Origin of the sequence: Halomonas sp. I1 (assembly GCF_032334135.1) — a bacterium.
GTDB lineage: Bacteria > Pseudomonadota > Gammaproteobacteria > Pseudomonadales > Halomonadaceae > Halomonas.
The window spans coordinates 46190-69039 of the sequence record NZ_JAVXUS010000010.1 but is presented as its reverse complement, the minus strand read 5'-3'; the positions used below and the strand labels follow the sequence as shown (position 1 = coordinate 69039).

General features: G+C 62.9%; 23 protein-coding genes. 6 read left to right on the top strand and 17 right to left on the bottom strand.

What is annotated here, in order from left to right; all coding sequences use genetic code 11:
• Nucleotides 1–234: 234 nt before the first annotated feature.
• Nucleotides 235–1194, top strand: coding sequence for an AEC family transporter (locus RSO41_RS11710; RefSeq protein ID WP_315619287.1), 960 nt, complete (start codon nt 235–237; stop codon nt 1192–1194).
• Here the strand turns inward: RSO41_RS11710 and RSO41_RS11705 are convergent.
• From RSO41_RS11705 to RSO41_RS11665, 9 genes are all read right to left on the bottom strand, one after another.
• Nucleotides 1151–1495, bottom strand: coding sequence for an antibiotic biosynthesis monooxygenase (locus RSO41_RS11705; protein WP_315619286.1), 345 nt, complete (start codon nt 1493–1495; stop codon nt 1151–1153). The two genes, RSO41_RS11710 and RSO41_RS11705, sit on opposite strands and share 44 nt — an antisense overlap.
• Before the next feature lie 7 nt (nt 1496–1502).
• Nucleotides 1503–1994 carry a phosphohistidine phosphatase SixA gene (sixA, locus tag RSO41_RS11700; protein ID WP_315619285.1) on the bottom strand — a complete coding sequence of 164 codons (492 nt, stop codon included), beginning with the start codon at nt 1992–1994 and terminating at the stop codon, nt 1503–1505.
• Nucleotides 1987–3072: an NAD(P)H-dependent glycerol-3-phosphate dehydrogenase gene (locus tag RSO41_RS11695; RefSeq protein WP_315619284.1), complete on the bottom strand. Its 1086-nt coding sequence runs from the start codon at nt 3070–3072 to the stop codon at nt 1987–1989. The genes sixA and RSO41_RS11695 overlap by 8 nt, the downstream gene beginning before the upstream one ends.
• Before the next feature lie 106 nt (nt 3073–3178).
• Entirely contained in the window at nt 3179–4621 is a 1443-nt protein-coding gene (locus RSO41_RS11690) for an NAD(P)(+) transhydrogenase (Re/Si-specific) subunit beta (RefSeq protein ID WP_315619283.1), read from the bottom strand.
• A 16-nt stretch (nt 4622–4637) separates the two neighbouring features.
• Complete coding sequence (locus RSO41_RS11685; protein ID WP_315619282.1) at nt 4638–6209, bottom strand: Re/Si-specific NAD(P)(+) transhydrogenase subunit alpha; 1572 nt, start codon at nt 6207–6209, stop codon at nt 4638–4640.
• A 208-nt stretch (nt 6210–6417) separates the two neighbouring features.
• Nucleotides 6418–8322, bottom strand: coding sequence for a molecular chaperone HtpG (gene htpG / locus RSO41_RS11680; protein ID WP_315619281.1), 1905 nt, complete (start codon nt 8320–8322; stop codon nt 6418–6420).
• 94 nt (nt 8323–8416) lie between these two features.
• Nucleotides 8417–8887 (bottom strand): PaaI family thioesterase, encoded by a 471-nt coding sequence (locus RSO41_RS11675; protein ID WP_315619280.1) that lies wholly within the window; start codon nt 8885–8887, stop codon nt 8417–8419.
• Entirely contained in the window at nt 8880–9374 is a 495-nt protein-coding gene (locus tag RSO41_RS11670; protein WP_315619279.1) for a PaaI family thioesterase, read from the bottom strand. Before RSO41_RS11670 ends, RSO41_RS11675 begins: the two co-directional genes overlap by 8 nt.
• A 101-nt stretch (nt 9375–9475) precedes the next feature.
• Entirely contained in the window at nt 9476–9805 is a 330-nt protein-coding gene (locus RSO41_RS11665) for a YkvA family protein (RefSeq protein WP_315619278.1), read from the bottom strand.
• 149 nt (nt 9806–9954) lie between these two features.
• On the opposite strand from RSO41_RS11665, the gene RSO41_RS11660 reads away from it, so the two are divergent.
• Nucleotides 9955–11901, top strand: a complete 1947-nt coding sequence (locus RSO41_RS11660; RefSeq protein WP_315619277.1) for a transglycosylase SLT domain-containing protein — start codon at nt 9955–9957, stop codon at nt 11899–11901.
• Nucleotides 11902–12007: 106 nt separating this feature from the next.
• Here the strand turns inward: RSO41_RS11660 and RSO41_RS11655 are convergent, their stop codons facing one another.
• Both RSO41_RS11655 and RSO41_RS11650 read right to left on the bottom strand, forming a co-directional pair.
• Complete coding sequence (locus RSO41_RS11655) at nt 12008–12649, bottom strand: LysE family translocator (protein ID WP_315619276.1); 642 nt, start codon at nt 12647–12649, stop codon at nt 12008–12010.
• Nucleotides 12650–12658: 9 nt separating this feature from the next.
• On the bottom strand, nt 12659–13081 hold the full coding sequence (locus RSO41_RS11650; RefSeq protein WP_315619275.1) for a TM2 domain-containing protein: 423 nt from the start codon (nt 13079–13081) through the stop codon (nt 12659–12661).
• 303 nt (nt 13082–13384) lie between these two features.
• Here RSO41_RS11650 and RSO41_RS11645 point away from each other — a divergent pair, with 303 nt between their 5' ends.
• On the top strand, nt 13385–13591 hold the full coding sequence (locus RSO41_RS11645; protein WP_013333187.1) for a cold-shock protein: 207 nt from the start codon (nt 13385–13387) through the stop codon (nt 13589–13591).
• Between the two features lie 86 nt (nt 13592–13677).
• On the opposite strand, the gene RSO41_RS11640 is transcribed toward RSO41_RS11645, so the two are convergent.
• The 3 genes from RSO41_RS11640 to yegS form a co-directional block, all read right to left on the bottom strand.
• Nucleotides 13678–14541 (bottom strand): hypothetical protein, encoded by an 864-nt coding sequence (locus RSO41_RS11640; protein WP_315619274.1) that lies wholly within the window; start codon nt 14539–14541, stop codon nt 13678–13680.
• Between the two features lie 107 nt (nt 14542–14648).
• On the bottom strand, nt 14649–15077 hold the full coding sequence (locus tag RSO41_RS11635; RefSeq protein ID WP_315619273.1) for a VOC family protein: 429 nt from the start codon (nt 15075–15077) through the stop codon (nt 14649–14651).
• Between the two features lie 36 nt (nt 15078–15113).
• Nucleotides 15114–16052, bottom strand: coding sequence for a lipid kinase YegS (yegS, locus tag RSO41_RS11630; RefSeq protein WP_315619272.1), 939 nt, complete (start codon nt 16050–16052; stop codon nt 15114–15116).
• 142 nt (nt 16053–16194) lie between these two features.
• Between yegS and RSO41_RS11625 the strand changes: the two genes are divergently transcribed.
• Both RSO41_RS11625 and RSO41_RS11620 read left to right on the top strand, forming a co-directional pair.
• A complete protein-coding gene (locus RSO41_RS11625; RefSeq protein WP_315619271.1) occupies nt 16195–17793 on the top strand; it encodes a cation:proton antiporter family protein in 1599 nt (532 codons plus the stop codon).
• An 87-nt stretch (nt 17794–17880) separates the two neighbouring features.
• Entirely contained in the window at nt 17881–18168 is a 288-nt protein-coding gene (locus tag RSO41_RS11620) for a hypothetical protein (RefSeq protein WP_275287872.1), read from the top strand.
• Between the two features lie 60 nt (nt 18169–18228).
• Here RSO41_RS11620 and pepN read toward each other — a convergent pair whose 3' ends face one another.
• From pepN to RSO41_RS11605, 3 genes are all read right to left on the bottom strand, one after another.
• Entirely contained in the window at nt 18229–20859 is a 2631-nt protein-coding gene (pepN, locus tag RSO41_RS11615) for an aminopeptidase N (RefSeq protein ID WP_315619270.1), read from the bottom strand.
• Nucleotides 20860–20941: 82 nt separating this feature from the next.
• Nucleotides 20942–21319 (bottom strand): YbaN family protein, encoded by a 378-nt coding sequence (locus RSO41_RS11610; RefSeq protein ID WP_315619269.1) that lies wholly within the window; start codon nt 21317–21319, stop codon nt 20942–20944.
• A 116-nt stretch (nt 21320–21435) separates the two neighbouring features.
• Nucleotides 21436–21903: a GNAT family N-acetyltransferase gene (locus RSO41_RS11605; protein ID WP_315619268.1), complete on the bottom strand. Its 468-nt coding sequence runs from the start codon at nt 21901–21903 to the stop codon at nt 21436–21438.
• Nucleotides 21904–22076: 173 nt separating this feature from the next.
• Here RSO41_RS11605 and cobO point away from each other — a divergent pair, with 173 nt between their 5' ends.
• Nucleotides 22077–22676, top strand: coding sequence for a cob(I)yrinic acid a,c-diamide adenosyltransferase (gene cobO, locus RSO41_RS11600; protein ID WP_315619267.1), 600 nt, complete (start codon nt 22077–22079; stop codon nt 22674–22676).
• The last annotated feature ends 174 nt before the right edge of the window (nt 22677–22850 follow it).

The following is a 22850-nucleotide window of genomic DNA, read 5'->3' as shown; positions in this document are numbered from 1 at the left end:
CTCTTGTCAGCCTTGGGGTGACATGAGGAAGGCGTCGCCCTCATGTCATACATCATACAAATTACAAGCTAAACGGCTGTACGATGACTGACAAGCGCCTACATGGTAAAATTGGACTAAAGTTTTAGCTCTTGCCCTCCCCCTCGACGGCATCACATGCCCTCCGCATGACCTGTCAATCGTGAGGCGAGGATATCCCCGAAGACCGGGCCGGAGCCGACACAGGATGTCAGCATGTCACTGATCGATATCTTCCTCTCGACGCTCAACATCACCCTGCCGGTGTTCGCCATGGTATTCATCGGCATCGGCCTCAAGCGTCTGGGGTGGATCGATCAAGCCTTCGTCAACACCGCTTCCCGCCTGGTCTTCCGTGGCACCCTGCCGACTCTCATCTTTCTGAGCCTGATCGGTGCCGATCTGGAAAACACCTTCAACCCCTGGTTGCTCGTCTTCTTCGCCCTGGCAACCCTGGCCAGTTTCCTGCTGTGCTGGGCGTGGGCCGCCTGGCGCCTGCCCCGAGTCCTGCGTGGTGTCTATGTCCAGGGGGGCTTCCGTGGCAACTGCGGTGTCGTCGGCATGGCCCTGGCACATGGCATGTACGGTGAGGTGGGATTGTCCATCGGCGGGCTGCTGCTCGGGGTCGTGATTCTGACCTACAATATCCTCTCGGTCGTCGTGCTCAGTTTCTACCGACCACGCGAGGAAGGCTCAAGACAGGTCCCATGGCGAAGCATCGCCAAGCACATACTGACCAATCCTCTGATCCTGGCCGTCCTGGTAGCCACGCCTCTGGCACTTCTCGACGTCCGACTACCGAACTGGCTGGCGACCACCGGCGACTATTTCGCCTCGCTGACGCTCCCGCTGGCCCTGATCTGCATCGGCGCCACCCTCTCGACCCGCGCTCTGAAGAAAGGCTATGGACCAGCACTGGGAGCCAGCGGCTGGAAGATGGTCGGCATCCCGATCCTGGCCACGACGGTCGCCTGGTGGCTCGGCTTCGAAGGACGTGAACTCGGCGTGATGTTCCTGTTCTTTGCTAGCCCCACGGCGGCGGCCGCCTTCGTCATGGCCAAGGCCATGGGAGGCGACGAGACACTCACCGCCAACATCATCGCCCTGACGACCCTGATGGCAAGCATCACGATCACTGTCGGGGTCTTCGTCCTGCGGGCGGCAGGACTGATCTAGTGGTGCCTTCCACCACCTCGAACTGCTCGAGGCCACCGCCCTCGCGGGTGGCCTCCGGCGGCATCGGGTTGGCATGGGCCTGTTTGAAGTCATCGCTGCCCACCCAGGTACGGAAAGCCTCCTGACTCTCCCACTCGGTCTCGACGACATAAGGGGCCTGATTGCCCTGCGGACGAAGCACCCGCATGGCGATGAAACCGGGCTGCTTGTCGATCTCCCCGACCCGGGCACGGAAGCGCTCCTCGAATTCGGCCTCGTAACCGGGATTCACGTGGACACGGTTATTGACGATGAAGCTCATGATCGGCTCACTCCGGGTCAGGCAGGTCGTCGGGCATGGTGAAGCGCGTCAGTCGTGCACAGCCTGCCGCCGGCACCTCGGCTTCCAGTTCGGCAATGGCAGCCGTCGGCAAGCCGAGGCCATGATCGCTGCGGCCCTCCACGAGTAGCCCAGCCAGAGCGCCGACCAAGGGCATGTGGCTGACCAGCATGACCGGCGTTTCGAGCGGCGCCTGCAGCAGCCAGTCGAGCACCGCGCCGGGCGGATCGTCGGGCGTGATCAACGACAGGGGCTCCACGGCCACGCAAAGTGCATCGGAAATGTGCTCGGCGGTCTGCTGGGCACGGCGATACGGGCTCGCCAGCAATCGCAGGCGCGACAGATCCAGATCGTCACGTCCGGCCAGCCAGGCCGCCATGCGGGCCACCTCACGGTGGCCCTGAGCCGTCAGTTCACGCTCGGCATCGGGCATCCCCGCTCGCGCCTCGCCATGGCGCATGATCAACAAGGTTTCAGCCATTCTCGCCTCTCGAGTCCCGGTGATCGCGTTGCACGTTTTCCCGTGATAACACGAATTCCACATCGCTGCTCTGTTCTCCCTGCATCAACAAACGCGCCATCTCCCTGGCCGGCACATCCCGGAACAGAACCTGGTAGAGCCCTTCGGCAAGTGGCATGTAGACCCCCTCCTGCCGAGCCATATCTCGTACCAACCGCACCGTATTGACGCCCTCAGCTACCTGGCCGAGGGATTCGATGGCTTCATCGAGGTTGCGCCCTTCGCCCAGGGCGAAGCCGACGCGATAATTGCGGGACAGACTCGACGAGCAGGTCACGATCAGATCGCCTACACCGGCGAGCCCCAGAAAGGTCATGGGGTTGGCGCCCTGGGCCACGGCGAAGCGACTCATCTCGGCAAGTGCGCGCGTCATCAGCATGCTGCGAGTGTTTTCCCCCATGCCCAGTGCCGCCGCCATGCCGGCTGCAATGGCATAGATATTCTTCAGGGCCCCGCCAAGTTCCACGCCATAACGGTCGTTGCTGGCATAGACGCGAAAATAGTCGCAGCCCAGTACGGTCTGGACACGAGTCCGCGTCAAGGGATCATGGCTGGCGATCACCGTGGCGGTCAATTGGTGGTCGGCGACCTCCGATGCCAGGTTGGGCCCAGAAAGAACCCCGATGTGCCGTCCCCCGGTCTCGTCTTCCAGGATCTGGCTCATCAGCTTGAACCCCTCTTCCTGGATGCCTTTGGTGGTACTGACCAGGATATGCTCCGGCTTCAACCATGGACGTGCCTGGCGCACCACGTCGCGAAACCCTTTTGAAGGAATTGCCACCAGTACAAGCCCGGCCCCCTCCAGCGCTTCGCTCAGTCGGGTATGCGCCGATACGGCGGGGTTGATGTCATAGCCGGGCAGATAACGGCCATTGCGGTGCTCGAGATTGATCTGCGAGGCGAGTTCAGCGTCGCGCAGCCACTGCCGCACCTCGAAGCCGTTGTCGGCGGCGATGCTGGCCAGGGCGGTGCCAAAGCTGCCCCCTCCGAGCACCGTCACTCTGGTGTTGCGATCATCAGGATTGCGATCGTCGGACATAGTCGCCCCGAGACTGTAAGTGATCCGGCGATTGTATCGAAAAACGCCCCCGTTAGGGGGCGCGTATAGGACGTGCAGAACTCGGGACCCGGGGCCCCGAGGCCGGTCAGTCGATCATCGGTACCAGGGTATCAATGCTCGAGCGGGCGTCGCCGTAGAGCATGCGCGTGTTCTCCTTGAAGAACAGCGGGTTCTCGATACCGGAATAGCCGGTACCCTGGCCACGCTTGCAGACGAAGACCTGCTTGGCTTCCCAGACCCGTAGTACCGGCATGCCGGCGATAGGGCTGTTGGGGTCCTCCTGGGCAGCTGGATTGACGATATCGTTGGAGCCGATGACGATCACCACGTCGGTCTCGGTGAAGTCATCGTTGATCTCGTCCATCTCCAGCACGATGTCGTAAGGCACCTTGGCCTCGGCCAGCAGCACGTTCATGTGGCCCGGCAGGCGGCCGGCGACCGGGTGGATGCCGAAGCGCACGTTCTTGCCGGCGCTGCGCAGCTTGCGGGTCAACTCACTGACCGCGTTCTGCGCCTGGGCCACCGCCATGCCGTAACCCGGCACGATGACCACACTGTCGGCGTCGTTCAGCGCACTGGCCACGCCCGCGGTGTCGATGGCGACCTGCTCGCCCTCGATCTCGGCGGCCGGCCCCTGACTGCCACCGAAGCCACCCAGAATCACGTTGACGAAGTTGCGGTTCATCGCCTTGCACATGATGTAGGAGAGGATGGCACCCGAGGAGCCCACCAGGGCACCAGTGACGATCAGCAGGTCATTGGACAGCGTGAAGCCGATGGCCGCCGCGGCCCAGCCAGAGTAGCTGTTGAGCATCGACACCACGACCGGCATGTCGGCGCCGCCGATGCCCATGATCAGGTGATAGCCGATGAACAAGGCCAGTACCGCCAGCAGCAGCAACGTCCAGAAACCGGCGCCATTCAGGTAGAGAACGGCCAGCAGCAGCGACAGAATTGCCGCACCGGCATTGAGCAGATGGCCGCCCGGCAGTTGACGAGGCTTGCCGTCGACCTTGCCGGCCAGCTTGCCGAAAGCGATCACCGAACCGGTGAAGGTCACCGCACCGATGAACACCCCCAGTACCACCTCGATCTGCAGGAAGGTGAGCTCCGCCGGCGTCTTGTGCGCCACCAGGGCGGCAAAGGCCGAGAAGCCCTCACTACCTTGCTCAGCGAGCTGGGCGGCCAGCACTCGACGGCGTTCGAGGTCGGCGTTGAAGCCGACAAATACTGCCGCCAGACCGACAAAGCTGTGCAATGCCGCCACCAACTGCGGCATCTCGGTCATGTCGACCTTTTTCGCCAGATAGACGCCGGCCACGGCCCCGATGATCATCATCGGCACCATCCACCAGTAGCCGCCGATCCCCGGCCCGAAGGCGGTGAACACCACGGCCACGGCCATGCCGACAATGCCGTACCACACCGCACGCTTGGCTTTTTCCTGATTGCTCAGCCCTCCGAGAGAAAGGATGAACAATACACTCGCCGCGATCGCCGCGGCGGACACGAATCCTTGACTCAACATAGTGTCTCCCCGCGGTTCAGGATTTCTGGAACATGGCCAGCATCCGGCGTGTCACCAGAAAGCCACCCACGATATTGATGGTCGCGATCAGTACCGATATCGCCGCCAGCAGTCCTACCAGGAAGCTGCCCGAGCCGATCTGCAGTATTGCCCCCAGCACGATAATGCCGGAAATCGCGTTGGTCACCGCCATCAATGGGGTATGCAGGGAATGGCTCACCCCCCAGATGACCTGGAAGCCGACGAAGCAGGCCAGCACGAAGACGATGAAGTGTTGCATGAAAGAGGCCGGTGCCACCTGGCCGAGCAGCAGCATCAGCGCACCGCCGACGGCCAGCATGCCCACCTGGCGCTTGGTCTGGGTGACGAAGGCAGCATGCTCGGCAGCCTTCTTCTCCTCCGGTGTCGGCTCCTTCTCCTTGGGCTTCGGCTTGGCCGCCCCGATGGCCTGCACCTTGGGCGGCGGTGGCGGGAAGGTGATCTCGCCTGCATGGGCCACCGTGGCGCCACGGATGACATCATCCTCCATGTCGTGATGGAGCTGGCCATCCTTCTCGGGCGTGAGGTCGGTGATCATGTGGCGGACATTGGTGGCATAGAGCAGCGAGGCCTGCGTCGCCATCCGCGAGGGGAAGTCAGTGTAGCCGACGATGACCACGCCATTGTCCGTCACGACGCGCTGATCGGGTTCGGTGAGATCGCAGTTGCCGCCACGCTCGGCGGCCAGGTCGACGATCACCGACCCCGGCTTCATGGACTTGACCATGTCCTCGAGCCACAGTTTCGGCGCCGGCTTGCCCGGAATCAGTGCCGTCGTGATGACGATGTCCACGTCCGACGCCTGTTCGCGGAACAGCGCCAGCTGCTTCTCGCGGAACTCGGGGCTCGAGGGCGCCGCATAGCCGCCCGAGCCGGAGCCGTCCTGGCTGTCCTCGAAGTCGAGGAACAGGAACTCGGCACCCATCGACTCGATCTGCTCGGCCACTTCGGGCCGCACGTCGAAGGCACGTACCACCGCCCCCAGGCTGGTCGCAGTCCCGATGGCCGCAAGTCCCGCCACGCCGGCACCGACCACCAGCACCTTGGCCGGCGGCACCTTGCCCGCGGCGGTCACCTGACCGGTAAAGAAACGCCCGAACTGATTGCCCGCCTCGATCACCGCCCGATAACCGGCAATATTCGCGGTGGAGGACAAGGCATCCATCTTCTGGGCCCGGGAAATACGCGGCACCATGTCCATGGCAATGACGCTGGCACCGGTCGCTCGACAGCGCTCCAGCAGTTCCTCGTTCTGGGCCGGCCAGAAGAAGGAAATCAACGTCTTGCCTTGCGTCAGGCGTCCGGCTTCCTCTTCGGAAGGCTCACGCACCTTGATGACGACATCCGCCGTCTCCCAAAGCGCCTCGGCACCGTCGACGACCTCGACGCCGGCCTCGCGATAGGCCGTGTCATCGAATCCGGCCGCCGCACCGGCACCGGTTTCTACCAGACATTCGTGTCCAAGCTTCTGGAGATGCTGGGCGCTCTCCGGGGTCAACGCGACACGCGCTTCCCCTTCTGCGCACTCCTTGGGCGCACCAATCTTCACGTTGGATCTCCCCTTGCAGGTTTATCGTTATTCACGACTCGAGCCGGCTATCTTTACCTGAGATGGAAACCTTTCTCAAGGCGAATGACGCCGATGCCATCGTCGACGGCGCCCCTGGACGACGACTCGAACCGCCGCCCAGACACGACACGACCCCGCCGAAGCAGGGTCGTGCGTCGCCGAAGATTTTTTCGACTTGACGTGGACGTCAAGCACTCAGCAGGGCATTGAGGCGCTTGACGTAGGCTGCCGGGTCATCGAGATGCCCGCCCTCGGCGATGATCGCCTGATCAAGCAGGATCCGCGCCAGATCACCGAAGGCCGAGTCATCGGCACTCTCGAGGCGCGTCACCAGGGCATGCTCGGGGTTGAGCTCGAGAATCGGCTTGACCTCGGGCATCGGCTGACCGGCGGCTTCCATGATGCGACGCATCTGGTAGCCCATCTCGTGCTCGGGCAGCACCACACAGGCCGGAGAGTCGGTCAGGCGATGGGTCACCTTGACCTCCTGAACCTCCTCGCCGAGCGCCTCCTTGACGCGCTTGACCAGGTCCTCCTTGGCCTTGGCAGTCTCCTCCTGGGCCTTCTTCTCGTCTTCGTCCTCGACCTCGCCGAGGTCCAGGTCGCCCTTGGCCACGTCGACGAAGGACTTGCCTTCGAACTCGGTGAGATGGCTCATCAGCCATTCGTCGATACGATCGTGGAGCAGCAGAACCTCGACGCCTTTCTTGCGGAAGATCTCCAGGTGCGGGCTGTTCTTCGTCGCATTGAAGCCGTCGGCGACGATGTAGTAGATCTTCTCCTGCCCGTCCTTCATGCGCCCGACGTAATCGGCCAGTGACTGGTCCTGGGTAGCGCTGTCGGTGTGGGTGGTGGAGAAGCGCAGCAGGCCGGCGATCTTCTCGCGGTTGGCATGGTCCTCCGCCGGGCCTTCCTTGAGCACACTGCCGAAGGTGTTCCAGAACGTCTGGTAGGCCTCATCGTCCTTGGCCAGCTTCTTGAGCATGTCCAGGGAACGCTTGGTCAGCGCCGACTTGATCTTGTCGACCTGCGGATCCTGCTGCAGCAGCTCGCGCGAGACGTTGAGCGACAGGTCGCGCGTATCCAGCACACCCTTGATGAAGCGCAGATAGAGCGGCAGGAACTGCTCGGCATCGTCCATGATGAAGACGCGCTGCACATAGAGCTTCACGCCCCGGGCACCATCACGCTCGTACAGATCGAAGGGCGCGCGGCCCGGTACGTACAGCAGGCTGGTGTACTCGAGCTTTCCCTCGACCTTGTTGTGGCTCCAGGTCAGGGGGTCGGAGAAGTCATGGGCCACATGCTTGTAGAAGGCCTTGTACTCGTCGTCATCGATCTCCGCCTTGGGCCGAACCCAGAGCGCTGTGGCCTCGTTGACGGTCTCCCAGGTCGTGGTCTCGCTGCCCTCGATCTCGTTGCCCTCTTCGTCACGGGCCTTCTCGACCTTGGGCATGCGCACCGGCACATCGATATGATCGGAGTACTTGCGCACCAGGCTCTGGAGACGGAAGTCGTCGGCGAACTCCCGTGCATCCTCCTTGAGGTGCAGGACGATCTCGGTACCGTGGCGCTCGAGCTCGATATCCGCCACGCTGAATTCACCCTCGCCCTGAGAGCGCCATTCGACACCAGCGCTTGCGTCGGTGCCCGCCTTGCGGGTACGCACCGTGATGTCGTCGGCAACGATGAAGCCGGAATAGAAGCCGACGCCGAACTGGCCGATCAGCTTGGCATCTTTCTGCTGCTCGCCGGAGAGCTGCTTGAGAAACTCGGAGGTACCGCTGCGGGCGATGGTGCCGAGGTTCTCGATCACCTCGTCGCGGCTCATGCCGATGCCGTTGTCACGCAGCGTGACCGTACCGGCATCCCGGTCATGTTCGATCTCGACGCGCAGCTCGCTGTCGCCTTCATAGATGGCGTCATTGTCCAACGCTTCATAACGCAGCTTGTCGCAGGCATCGGCGGCGTTGGAGATCAGCTCACGCAGGAATATCTCCCTGTTGGAGTACAGGGAGTGAATCATCAGGTGCAACAGCTGCTTGACTTCCGTCTGGAAGCCGAGCGTTTCCTCATGGGTGGCAGTGGTCATCTATCTTGGACCCCTTTCTCGACATGACAGCAGTGGCGGTGGCAACGGCCACCAGTGAACAACTGTCGTCGATATGGGGCTCACCGCACGTTTTTCAAGCGTCCTGCGTCGTCATTTCGCCCAATGCAAAATGCAGCCGCGCGGTCGCCACCGGCGTTCCTTCATCACTCTGCCAGGCCCAGACCCGCACATTGGCCATGCGCCGACCCTCGCGAAGCAACTCGCAACGCGCCAGCGTCGGCACCACCCTGGCCGTGCGCAGATAATCGATGGAGACATCGACAACACGCGGCAGACGCGGCTCGCGTGCGGCCAGCATCAGGTCCAGGGTCGCGGCGGTTTCCATGAAGGCCGCCACCACGCCACCATGCAGAGCCGGCAACAGCACATTGCCGATGTTGGCCTCGTGCGGTGCCAGCCGAAACACCAGGCCCTCGCCATCCGTTGCTGTCTCGACGGATACGCCAATTCGGCGGGCATAGGGAATCCGCTCCAGCCAAGCCGCGACATCTCCCTGCTGCCGAGTACGCGCCAGCCATTCGATATCATGGAAAGACTCAGTCATTGTCATTCTCCGCCGCGAACAGGGCCTGCGTGAATCCCGGCGGTGTATTGCGTGCTCCGAGACGCATGAAATTGGCGACGCCCCGAGCCACCGGCCGCTCGGCGTCCTGCCATAGCCGCCCCTCGGTGAACACCACCGAGGCCGTGACCGAGACCACTCTAGCCTCGACATGCAGCCTCTTCCCCGCCACGCCGGGGCGATAATGATCGACGCGCAGATCAAGGGTCGGACACACCTCGGGCTCGGGCAGTGCCGGCAGCACCGCCGAGCCGCAGGCCGTGTCCAGCAACATGGTCGCCACACCGCCATGCAGCAGCCCGCGCGTCGTGTCGCCGAGCAGGTCATCGTGCCAGGGCAAACCCAGTAACACCCGCTCGGGCCCCGCCTCGAGCACCGTCAGGCCGAATCCTCGGGTGTGGGGAATCACGGTGACGAAGCGCGTGATAGCGCGCCGCCAGTCGGCGGCATCAGGAGTCGGGAGCGACATGGACAGCCTTAATTAATCAAACGTTTGACTCAAACTAGCTCATCCCGCCCATCTTGCCAACGCCCCCTGCTAGCGACTGCCCCATCTATCCGAAAGCGCCATCAGGATAGGGCACCTCCTCCATCCTCCTTCCAGCGGCGATATGCCTCCAGAGAATGATCGACGCGCGTCAGCAGCCAGCCGACCACGACCACGTCGTCGACCAGGCCAAGCAGCATCAAGACATCCGGAATCAGGTCCAGCGGCGACAGCAGATAGGCCAGTGCCAACAACATCCATCCCATCGCGGACCATGGCACTGGACGGTAGCGGCCTCGCGCCACGTCGACTAGCATCGGGACGAACAGACGCAGGGCACGGCGCATCCGTCCCAGGGCTCGGGAGCGGTGCTTCAGACGCTGGAAAAGCGCCAATCCATTGAATCGAGCCATCATGATCTCCTGAGGAAACTCAGCGCACTGCCTGACGATAGGATATCCTCAACGGGATGCCCCGGTCTTGTCGACGACATCGACATATAGCGAACACTATTCGCGTCATTCACCCACGGCTCACGCCGGCGAACCAACGAGATCCCCCGATGTTCCGGTCCCCGTCCCTCGCTTCCTGGAAAATCTGGCTGGCCGCTGCCCTGCTGTGCTGGCCAATGGCCGCCCCGGCCGATGATCGCGCCATGCATGATGCGCTTCAGGCGGCACGCAGCCAGCAATGGCATGCCATCGACCAGGCCGCCATCGAGAACCATGTACTGGCCGGCTACGTCGACTATCACCGCCTCAAGGCACGCCTTCCCGAGGCCAGCCCCAACAGCGTCCTGCACTTCATCGGGACGCACGAAGACTCGCCACTGGCCGGCTGGATGCGAGGCCAGGCCATCTCGGCCTATGGCAAGGTCGGAAACTACGCCGACCTGCTTGCCGTGGCCAATGGCGTGCCCGACGACACCGAGCGCCAATGCCACTATTATGCCGCCCTGCTCGATACCGATCCTGCAGCAGCGGCACAAGGTGGGCGAGAACTATGGCATGAAGGCCACTCACAGCCGGATGCCTGCGACCCGTTGTTCAATACCCTGCGAGCCCGCGGCAAGATCGGTTCCCTGGCAATCTGGGAGCGCATGATGCTGGCCTGGCGCAACGGGGAAACAGGACTCGCCAACTATCTGGGCCGCATGCTCGGTCCCGACTGGGGCGACGGCAAGGCTGCCATGAACCGCCTGCAGGCCGACTACTCGGCCATCACCACGATACCGACCTGCGTCGGCCCCGGCTGCCGGGGCAGCGGCGCGCTTTTCGCTGCCGCCATGCACGGTTTCACGCGAGCCGATACCGAGGCGGCACTGGAGGCCTGGCGCAAGGTCTCTCCACACCTGTCGATCGACGAGGCCCATCGACGCTCGATCGAACACGACCTGGCCTTCTACTCGCTGGTTCGTGATATCCGTCAGAACCAGGCCTGGGTAGACGACGCCATGCCGCGACTGGCCGATGCCGAATTGCTCGAACTGCGAACCCGGGTGGCGTTGGAAGACCGTGACTGGCGTGGCGTAATCGGCTGGATCGGCAGGATGGCGATGGAGCAGCGCGACAAGGCGCGCTGGCAATATTGGCTGGGCCGCGCCCAAGGGCAGCTTGGCAACACCGACGACGCTCGCTCCGCCTACGAACGCGCTGCCACCGAGCGCGACTTCTATGGCTTCGCCGCCGCCGACCGGCTGGGCCAACCCTACACACTCGACATGTCATCGACCCAGGTGGACCCGACATTGCGTCAGCGCGTCGCCGACTGGCCTGTCGTACGCCGTACCGAAGCCTTGCTGCGCATCGACGAACCCGGACTGGCTGCCAGCGAATGGTATGCCGCCGCCGCCCGCGCCTCGACCGAGGAAGCTCGTGCTCTGGCCTCTTACGCTCAGCAGCGTGGCTGGCATGCACGACTGGTACAGACCACCATCGCTGCCCAGCTGTGGGACGCACTTCCCTGGCGCTTCCCGGAAGCCTATCGGGCGCAATTCATGCACTGGGGCGAACGGACCGGCGTCGACCCTTATCTGCTGATGGGTATCGCCCGCCGCGAGAGCGCCTACAACCCCGACGCCCTGTCGCCGGTGGGTGCACGAGGCCTGATGCAGCTGATGCCCGGTACCGCAGCCAGCGTCAGCCGCAAGCTGGGCCTGCCCGACCCGGGGCCCTACGGCGTGCTCGAGCCGGCACTCAACATTCGTCTCGGCAGCACCTATATCGACGAAATGCTCGACCGCTATCGCGGCAACCGCCTGGCCGCCACGGCGGCCTACAACGCCGGCCCACACCGTGTCGACCGTTGGCTGCGCGACGCCCCACAGGCTTTCGACCTTTTCGTCGAAAGCATTCCCTTCCGCGAAACCCGACATTACGTGCAGGCCGTGATGACCTATCGAGTGATCTTCGAAAGCCTCGCTCGGGGCGGGGACACCAAAGGCGTAGCCCTGCTCACCCCAGCGGAACGACAAGGGCGATACGATGGATCGCTGCAGGCGAGGAATTGAGCGAGAGGCGAGAGGCGAGAGGCGAGAGGCGAGAGGCGAGAGGCGAGAGGCGAGAGGCGAGAGGCGAGCAGTATGTTAGCACCGCGCAGCTCGAAGCTCGTGGTTCTTAGGGACTCCTCGTCAACGCGAGCTTGACGCCGAAGCCGATCAGGACACCGCCGGTCAGGCCATTCAACCAACGCGAGAAAGCGGGGCTGGCCAGCCAGCGACCGGCGCTGCCCACCATCAACACCACGCCGATCTGCCACAGGTTGGCAACGACGAAATGAACGCCAGCCAGCCATAGCGACTTGATGAGTGCCGGATCGCCCGGCGCGATGAACTGTGGCAGGAAGGCCATGTAGAAGACCACGGTCTTGGGGTTGAGGACATTGGACAGCAGCCCCTCTCGGAGCGGTCGCCACATGGGCACCGAATGCCTTTCCGCCTCGACGCTGGCTACCGGCAATCCCTGCCCTCGTCGTGCCGCCATCAGGCCATTGATCCCCAGCCAAATCAAGTAGGCCGCCCCAGCCAGCTTGAGCACCCCGAACGCCCATGCCGACTGCAACAGGATCAGTGAAATACCCAGGGCCGAGACGGCAGCGTGCACGAACAAACCGCTGCAGATCGCCAGGCTGGTCAAGACACCGTCCTTGACGCCTCCCCGGGCGGTATTGCGAATCACCAGCAGGGTATCGACCCCCGGCGTGATGCTGAGCAGAGTGATGGCTACCAGAAAGGGCCAGAACTGTGAATCGAAGAGCATCGCTGTTCCTCAGCCGAAAATACCGCGTTCGGTATGTCGCATGGAGATCTGATCGTTGAGCGTCCAGAAATCATACAGCACGCCGAGCCCAAGCAGCCCGAAGGTACAGAGGTACAGGAGGCCGGTGAGCCACTTGCCCTGATAGAAGCGATGCAGCCCCAGGGCCCCCAGAAAGGTCAGCAGCAACCAGGCCAGGGTGTAGTTGATCGGGCCGGCCTGGAAGCGAAGATCCGCCTGCCGGTCCATGGAGGGGATCAGGAAAAGATCGATCAGCCAGCCGATGCCCAGCAGGCCGAGCGTGAAAAACCAGATCGTGCCGGTAACCGGCTTGCCGTAGTAGAAGCGGTGGGCACCGAGAAAGCCGAACAACCAGAGCAGATAGCCGATCAGCTTGCTGTGCGTGCCTTCCGAAGCGATGTGCGTATGGTGCATGAGTCTGTCTCGCAATAAGCGGTTGCGCTGCGCCCCGAGCCGCTGGACGCCCCGGGGCTTTCGATCTACAGTGACCAAGGTGGCAAGCACCAGTCTCCCTGCGGCACTCGGTTGACGCAATCCGGGTGCTGGTGCACCATCAATTGCGTTGGTCAGCAAGTAGAAAAGTCGTCAGTTGTACGTCGATCCCTTCGATACACCCAGTGCGCACTTCTTTCTTGTCTTGCCCACGCACTTGGGTCACGGCGCGGTAGATGGTCGTTCGGCCCAGCATCATCATTTAGCTAGTTAAGGAAATCGACAATGGCAACTGGCACTGTCAAGTGGTTCAACGACACCAAGGGCTATGGCTTCATCTCTCCGGAAGACGGCGGCGATGACCTCTTTGTCCACTTCTCCGAGATTCAGGCTGAAGGCTTCAAGTCCCTGCAGGACGGCCAGAAGGTCTCCTTCGAGGTCACCCAGGGCAAGAAAGGCCTTCAGGCCTCCAACGTCCGGGTCACCGACTGAGGTCAACGACCTCCACCCGGAGTCGCCATCATCCGATGCGACATCTTACGAAGGCCCACCCGCAGGTGGGCCTTTTTCGTGCCGTGTCACGGCGTCGTTTCATTATCCTCGGACGATGTGGCCTCATCTTCACCCGACACTGTCGTCGAGTCGCTGATCTCGTCGGGCACCCGGCTCTCGGCCTGCTCGAACTGCCGGTCGATTTCCTGGCTGGCTTCCTCGAAACGCCGTTCGGTTTCCTCCAGGATCGCCCGGACCTCGGGGTCGGAACTGGCCTCTTCCAGAGTGGTGGCGTCTTCAGGACCAGGTAGCTCGGACGATGACTCGAGTGCCGCATCGAGGTCCGCTCCTGTCTCGGACTCAGGTGCCACCGGCTCGGGCGTCTCCTGCTCAGCCTCCTTGAACTGCTCATCGATCTTCTGGCTTGCTTCGTCGAAACGCCGTTCAGTCTCCTGGATGATGTCCTCGACATCATCACTGCTGGTCTCGCCCGGCATCGCCTCCGATTCATCCAATACCCCGCCGGCCTCGCCGTCATCCGGCGCCCCGAGGGCCGATGGCGCATCGGTCAGCTCGCCGGCATCCTCCTGAGACGGCTCGGCGGTCGATGCATTCGACGTTTCACTCATCGCCTGGTCCGCCGCGCCGCCATCCTCGGCATCGCGCGCAACCCGCTCATCCTGTGTCGAGGCGTCGTCGGTTGTCGCCGTCCCATCGCTCTGCTGCTGTGGCGCGTCGCTCGTTTCCTGCGTCGCACTTCCGTCGTCCGTCGGAGCACCCTCATCATCACCACACCCGACAAGCACCAGCATCAGAGCCAATGCGAGCGGCGTCCAGAATTTCATCGACATCGTTGCCTCCCAAGAAACGAAGCGACATTGCATCAGAGCTCCCGAACCATCGCAAGCTATGGAAGCGCTGAACAAATCGCCGAGCGTCGTGAAGCGCAAGTCACACGGAACACAGAAAACGAGACATAACGAGTAGTTAGGCAAGCTTTCGACCAGGCTGGCATACCAGCACTGCGCACAAATTCGCCGGAATAAGCAACGCTTCCCTATGTCGCAAACAGCTGTCCCTGAATATCCCGAAACGCCTTGAACTCGATGGCATTGCCGCTGGGATCCCGGAAGAACATCGTGGCCTGCTCGCCGGGCTCCCCCTGAAAGCGCACATAGGGATCGATCTCGAAGCGAATCCCCGCCGAGGTCAAGCGATCGACCAGGACGTCCCAGTCCTTCATCTCCAGCACCACACCAAAGTGCGGCACCGGAACACCGTGACCATCCACGGGATTGTGATGATTCTCGAGCCCCGACTCACCCAGGGCGGGGTTGAGATGGCAGACGAACTGATGGCCATAGAGATTGAAATCGACCCAGGTATCGCTGGACCGGCCCTCATCGCAGCCCAGCAATTCACCGTAGAAGCGTCGGGCCTCCGCCAGATCGCGCACCTGAACGGCGAGGTGGAACGGCGTCAACATGGTGGTTCCTCCAGATGTTGGCAGCATCGACTGCTGTCATGATGCCGCGCGGGACCATGACGCGCCAGCCCCCGGCATGCTAAGGCCGAGCAAGGGACAGCCCTCAGGGACGACGAGTTCCAATGCGCCGGCGTCGACTTCGACGTGGAAGCCACGGCTCTGCAAAGGCTCCCCATCCAGGGTCAGCGGCAAATCGTCTTCACCCTCGAACGTCAGCCAGGGAGTGCGGAAGGTTTCGACGAACGTCCCTCTTTCGGGCCGGCTCAGTAATTCCCGGCGCATCGCCGCCATTTCCCGTAGCGAGGCAAAATCACGTACCAGCAGAATATCCAGCAGGCCGTCGTCGAGACGCGCCCCCGGGGTCAGCCGCTGGCCGCCACCGGATTGAATGCCATTGCCCATGGCCAGCACGAACAGCGAGGCATCGCGTTGATCATCCGCCCAGCTCAGACGCCCCGGATAGGGACGATGCTGCCAGGCCTTGAGCGCACCGATCAGTGAATAGGCACCGCCCCCCAACAGTCGCTTGAGACTCTTGGGGGTCGAAGACGTGACCTCGGCCCCGAACCCGCCAGTGGTCATGTTCAGGAAACTGCGATCCCCCAGCCGTGCTACATCGACGGGGCGAGACGACAGGTAGAGGGCCGCCTCCAGGGCCTCGCCGGGTGTCAGAGGCAGCCCCAGAGAGGTCGCCAGGTCATTGGCGCTGCCCAGCGGCAGAATTCCCAGTGCCGGACGCCGCTCCGGCGTCAGCCGCATCAAGCCATTGACCACTTCGTTGACGGTGCCATCGCCACCCCCTGCAATCACGCGCGACCTGCCGGCATGCCCCGCCTGCTCGGCCAGCCTGGCGGCATCCCCCTTCTCCCAGGTCACATGCACTTCCAGATCGGCGCCGGCACGCCGGCTGGCGAAAACGGCCTCGCGCACTTGTGGCAACTGCGCTGACTGGCCGTTGAGGATCAGCCTGGTCATGCCCACCCCGCCTCCTTGAACATTACCGGATGCGTCACGTCCGCTTCACGGCATCGCGATACGCTGAAATGATGAATGCCATTCACTTTACGACTTCCTTACACTGTCTGTCTGCACGCGTTCCCGGTACAGCGGAGCCTCCATGATCGACCCGGCCATCATTATCGCTGCCTTCCTCGGCGGCCTCGTCGCCCTGAGCCTGCACCTGCCTCCCCTGGTAGGCTTCCTGGCCGGGGGATTCGCGCTCAACCTCCTGGGCGTCGAGCCTTCGCCATTGCTCGGCGTGCTGGCCGACGTGGGCGTCACACTGCTGCTGTTCACCATCGGGCTCAAACTGGACATACGCACCCTGCTGCGCCGGGATGTTTGGGGTGGTGCCACCCTGCACATGCTTGTCTCGACACTGACCCTGGTGGCCATGTTCACGGCCCTGAAGGCACTGGGCCTGCCTTTGCTGGTCGGTGTCGCCCCGACCACACTGCTGCTGCTGGCCTTTGCCCTGTCCTTCTCGAGTACGGTCTTCGTGGTCAAGGTACTGGAGAAGCGCAGCGAGACCCAGACCGCCTATGGCCGCCTGGCCATCGGCGTATTGATCATGCAGGACATCTTCGCGGTGGCCTTTCTGACCATCTCCAGCGGCACCCTGCCGAGTCCCTGGGCGCTGGGTCTGGTGCTGCTGATTCCCCTCGCACCCGCTCTTCGCGCCCTGCTCGACCGGCTTGGCCACGGCGAGATGCAAATGTTGTTCGGCATCCTGCTGGCCCTGGTGCTGGGCTACGCGCTGTTCGAGGCAGCCGGCGTCAAGGGGGATCTCGGCGCGCTGCTCATCGGTTTGCTGCTGGCGCCCCATCCGGCGGCTCAGACCCTGGCACGCTCGATGTTCAGCCTCAAGGAGCTCTTGCTGGTAGGCTTCTTCCTGAGCCTTGGCCTGACGGCGCTGCCCACCTGGGAGCAGGCGGGCGTCGCAACGTTACTGGTCCTGTTGCTGCCATTGAAAGGCCTGCTCTATCAATTGGTGTTCATGCGCTTTCGCATGCGCCACCGCACCTCCGTGCTGGCCTCGTTGAGCCTGACCAACTATTCGGAATTCGGCCTGATCGTCGGCGCCATCGCCGTTGGTACCGGCTGGCTGCCCGCTCAGTGGCTGGTGACCCTGTCCCTGGCGGTGGCCATGAGCTTTGCCGCCTCCTCGCTGCTCAATGCGTTCAGCGAACAGCTCTACCGTCGCGTCGAAGGCCGCTTGCCGAGCATCGATACCGCCGTCCTCTCTCCCAGCGACCGTCCCATCGAAGTCGGTAATGCCCAGGCCGTCGTGCTGGGCATGGGGCGCATCGGGCGTAGCGCCTACCGTCGTCTGCAGAAAGAGTACGGCCTTCAGGTACTGGGCATCGACAGTAACCCCAAGAGCGTTGCCCGTCTGAGCGAGCGCGGCTTCCACATCCTCGAAGGGGATGCCGTGGACTCCGACTTCTGGGACAAATTGCTGATGTCTCCCGACGTCCGCATGGTCGTACTGGCCATGCCACACCATGCCGGCAACCTGGCAGCACTCAAGCAACTGCGTTCGCGTCATTTCCCGGGCCGTATCACCGCCGTAGTAGAGTATCCCGAGGAGATCGAACCGATCCGCGAACTCGGCGCTCATGCGGTCTTCCACGTCTATGACGAAGCGGGCCGAGCGCTGGCCGACAGTGCCGCCGAGGAGGCCGGTATCGACGCAAAGATCGGCCAGCTCGGCTGATGCCGTGCGCCCCGATCCCCCTGCCTTGCCCCACTCCCCCATGAGCCGCGATACTGTCGACCGATTCAGCCCAGCGACGGAAGCCTCATGGAAGATCTCTTTGCCTTCATCGGGAATGCTCTGGGCGAGGGCATTCGCCTGATTGTCGGCCTCTTGACCGGCCTGTTCACCCATGCCGACGACGCCGTCGACGGCTTGCTGAATGGCCTGTCCGGCTCGCTCGGCATCTCGCCGTCACTACTCAGCCTGGCCATCCTGGTGCTCGGCCTGTGGATGCTGTGGCGCGGCCTGCGCGCACTGATGCAACGCGCCATCATCGCCACCCTGTTCTGGTGGCTGCTGGGCCTACTGGTGCTCGGCTGGCTGATCAACTAGAGAGAAAAAAAGCGCTGCCCTGGCGGGCAGCGCTTTTCTGGATACAGCACTCACACCGTCTCAAGCCAGTGCTTTTTCTACCACCTCATACACATTCGGCGACAGATCCTCGGCACGAATACGTTCCAGTTCGTCCTTCATCAGGTCCTGGCGGGTTTCGTCATAGCGAGCCCAGCGGGTCAGCGGCGTGATCAGGCGCGCGGCGATTTCCGGGTTCAGGCGGTTGAGCTCGATGACGACGTCGGCCAGCAGCTTGTAGCCCTCGCCGTCCAGGCGGTGGAAGTTGACCCGGTTCTGGGCGAAGGTGCCGATCAAGGCACGTACCTTGTTGGGGTTGGTCAGCGAGAAGGCCGGGTGATCCATCAGGAACTTGACCCGTTCCAGAGCATCCGCCTGGGGACGCGAGACCTGGATGCTGAACCATTGATCCATGACCAGCGGGTCATGGGCCCATTTCTGGCCGAAGGCCTTGAGCGCGGGATCGGCGAGATCATCGCGACTGCTGTGCGTCAGCAGGGTCAGGGCATGACGTACATCGGTCATGTTGTGATCCGCCTCGAACTGACGCTGTGACAGTTCCACACCTTCTTCGTCCTCGATGCTCATCAGGTAGGACAAGGCCACGTTCTTCAGGCTGCGCCCGGCGATCTGGTCGGGCTCGGGGGCATAGGCCGAGTCATCGCGATTGGCCTGGTAGACGGCCAGGAATTCGTCGCGCAAGGCAGTGGCCAGTGACTGCTTGACGAACTGTCGAGCGGCATGAATGGCATCCACGTCGACCAGCGGTTGCTGTTCGGCGATATAGGCCTCGGACGGCAGCGTCAGCATCTCCGCCAGCACTGCCTTGTCGTCAGTCTCGCCGGTCAGCAGGGTCCGGAAGGCATCGACGACACGATTGTCCATGACCTTTTCGACACCGTTGCGATGCGCGGCAATCAGATCGTCGAGCGCCAGCAGCGCCAGGCGCTGACCGGCGTCCCAGCGATTGAAGCCGTCGCTGTCGTTGGCCAGCAGGAAGGCCAGGTCCTCGCGGGAATACGGGAAATTCAGCTTGACCGGCGCCGAGAATCCCCGCGCCAGCGACGGCACGGGCGCCTCGGCGAGATCGGTGAAGACGAACTCCTGCTCGTCCTCGCGCAGGTGGATCACCGCATCGCGGCCCAGCGACTCGCCGTCCAGGGTCAACGCCAGGTCGCGGCCGGATTTGGTGCCCACCAGGCCCAGACGCACCGGGATATGCAGTGCCTGCTTGTCAGCCTGGCCCGGCGTCGCCGGGGTGCGCTGACGCAGGATCAACCGATACTCGGCGCGCGCATAGTCGTACTCGCCATGAGCATCGATCTCCGGGGTGCCGGCCTGGGAATACCACAGCATGAACTGATCCAGGTCCTGCCCGGAAGCTTCCGCCATGCAGCTCACGAAGTCCTCGATGGTCACCGCCTGGCCATCGAAACGCGAGAAGTAGAGGTCCGAACCACGGCGGAAGGCCTCCCATCCCACCAGATTGCGCAGCATGCGCACGATCTCGGCACCCTTCTCGTAGATGGTCAAGGTATAGAAGTTACCGATCTCGATGTAGTGATCCGGGCGCACCGGGTGCGCGGTGGGGCCGGCGTCCTCGGCGAACTGGGCGGTGCGGAAGAAGGAGACATCCTCGATGCGCTTGACCGGCGCCGAGTTCACATCGGCGGAAAAGCTCTGGTCGCGGAAGACGGTAAAACCTTCCTTGAGCGACAACTGGAACCAGTCACGGCAGGTCACCCGGTTGCCGGACCAATTGTGGAAATATTCGTGGGCCACAATGCCCTCGACCCGCTGGAAGGCCGCATCGGTGGCAGTATTGGGATGGGTCAGCACCGCCGCCGAGTTGAAGATGTTGAGCCCCTTGTTCTCCATGGCGCCCATGTTGAAGTCGTTGACCGCCACGATCATGAACAGATCGAGATCGTATTCGCGGCCGTAGGTCTCCTCGTCCCAGCGCATGGCGCGCTTGAGAGAGGCCATGGCATGGTCGGTCTTGCCGAGGTTCTCCTCCTCGACCCAGAGCTGCAGGGTGACATCGCGACCGCTCATGGTGGTGAAGCGATCCTCGACCTTCTTCAGGTCACCGGCGACCAGGGCAAACAGGTAACAGGGCTTGGGATGCGGATCTTCCCAGGTCACGAAATGACGCCCGTTCGGCAACTCGCCCTGCTCCACCGGGTTGCCGTTGGAAAGCAGCACCGGCAGGCTGCCAGCGTCGCCGATCACCGTGGTCGAGAAGGTCGCCATGACATCTGGCCGATCTGGGTAGAAGGTGATGCGACGAAAACCTTCCGCCTCGCACTGGGTGCAGAACATGCCACCGGACTGATAGAGCCCCTCCAGGGCAGTATTGGCCTCGGGCGCGATTTCCACCTCGGTATCGAGCAGGAAGCGTGACGGTACACGCTCGATTCGCAACCCTCCCTCGGTGAGCCGGTACTCGTTCTCTCCCAGTTTCTGGCCATCGATGGCGATGGACTTGAGTGTCAACTGCTCACCGTCAAGCTCCAGCGCCTCGCCGGCCTCGCGCTCGGGGTGACGCTCGAGGTGCAGTCGCGCCTTGACACGAGTGGCGGAAGGGTCGAGATCGAAGGACAACTCGGTATGCGTGACGCGGTAGGCGGGCGGACGGTAGTCGCTCAGGTGAATCGCTTGGGGTTGGGACATCGAGGATGGCTCCTGTCGAAAATTGCCATCCATTGTACGGCTCGGCGAGCCTGAACCTCAAAGCAGGATGTGCATGTCGGGCTCACGACTCCGTGGCCGGCTCCGGCCGCGTCATGATCCAGGCACCGAGCAGTGTCAGCCCCAGGATCAGCAGCAGTTTGAGCCACATCAGGCTGACGGTGAATGCCAGCACCACCATCGAGACCATCAGCATGATGCCGGCCAGCCACTTGGCATGACGAGGAATGGCCCGCTCGGCTTCCCAGGCCACGACGGTGGGACCGAAACGCGGATGGCGACGAATCCAGGCGGCAAAGCGCGGAGAACTGCGAGATGCGAACCAGACTGCCAGCAGCATGAAACAGGTCGTCGGCATGATCGGCAGGAAGGCCCCGATCACCCCCAGGACGAAACAGATACCGGCCAGGGCCATGAAGGCGACACGGCGTGCATGTGACATGTGGCGCTCACTCCCTGTGGCGGTAAAGACGATGCTTCCCATTGAAGCGCATCGCCATGTGAACTGCCAATCGGCATCGTCAATGACGGTGCCAAAAGGCGTCTATGGGCAAGGCGTTACCCGATTCGGGACCCGGTCAGCCCCTTTGTCATCCGCCAGGCGGCGCATCCGTCCTCGTAGTAGTTCGTGAGCCAGGCGGCCGGCATGAACCCCTCGCTGCGATACAGGCCAAGCGCCACCGGATTGTCGACTCGCACTTCCAGTACGAGCCGGTCGCAGCCGCGCTCGGACGCTGCCGACGTCAGCCACCGCAACATCTCTCTCCCCACACCATGGCCCCGGGCTCCCGGGTGCACGCAAAAGGAGTAGAGCCGGGCCTGTGTGCTGTTACGCCGTAGCAGCAAGGTACCGTAACCCAGCAAACGCTGGGCGTCCCCCTCCGCCACCAACGTCAGAGCGTGGGCACGGTACAGCAAGTGGTGGAACTGTCGCCGACTGAAGCGATCACCACTCAGCGCGATTTCCTCGAGATGGCACAGTGAAGACAGGTCATGGCCCGCGGCAGGGCGCAAGATCGGTATCATGATGCAGCGTCCGGTGACTCTGACGCCGATTGTGGCGAGCCAGGATGGCGCTGTCAGCCGTGCGGACATGAAGGTTATTCATGAAGACCTGTAGCAGACATGAAGTCATCGACGTTGCCTGTCGCGTCACGTAACCTGCCCATCTATCCCCAAGCCAAGCTCAGACATCACGCATGACAGATCGTGACACTCGCCACCGCCAGGCCATGCAGAAACTCAAGTCCCATGTCGACGAGCGCGTCGCCAAGGCCCGCGAGCAACGCGGCCAGTTACTGGTCTTCACCGGTAACGGCAAGGGCAAGACCACCGCCGCCTGGGGCACCGTGACCCGAGCCCTTGGCTACGGTTACAAGGTCGGAGTGGTGCAGTTCATCAAGGGCCTGTGGGAGTGCGGCGAGCGCTCGCGACTCGAGGACGATCCCAACCTCGACGTCGCGATCATGGCCACCGGCTTCACCTGGGAGACGCAGAACCGTGACGCCGACACCGAAGCCTGCCGCGACGTATGGGCCGAGGCCGAACGGATGCTCGCCGACCCGGATGTCTACCTGGTGGTGCTCGACGAGATCACCTACATGCTCAAGTTCGGCTACCTGGACATTGCTGACGTTCTGGAAGCCCTCGCCAATCGCCCGGCGGAGCAGACGGTGATCGTCACCGGGCGCAATGCCCACCGGCACCTTCTCGAGGCCGCCGATACCATCAGCGAGATGCAGGAGGTACGCCACGCCTTCAATGCCGGGCTGCAGGCGCGACGCGGCATCGACTATTAACCTGGCAATCCAATAGATCGTCCTGATCGATTGGATTGTCGCCCGCACCACGCTGGCGCAGAGGCGTGGATCTTCTGGTGTGGCGCGGGCTCGCGCCGGCCTGACGGCCGGCGGCGGCACATCCCTGTGCCGCGATTAACCCGACATAACAGCTTGCCGGGTTAATACTGAGGC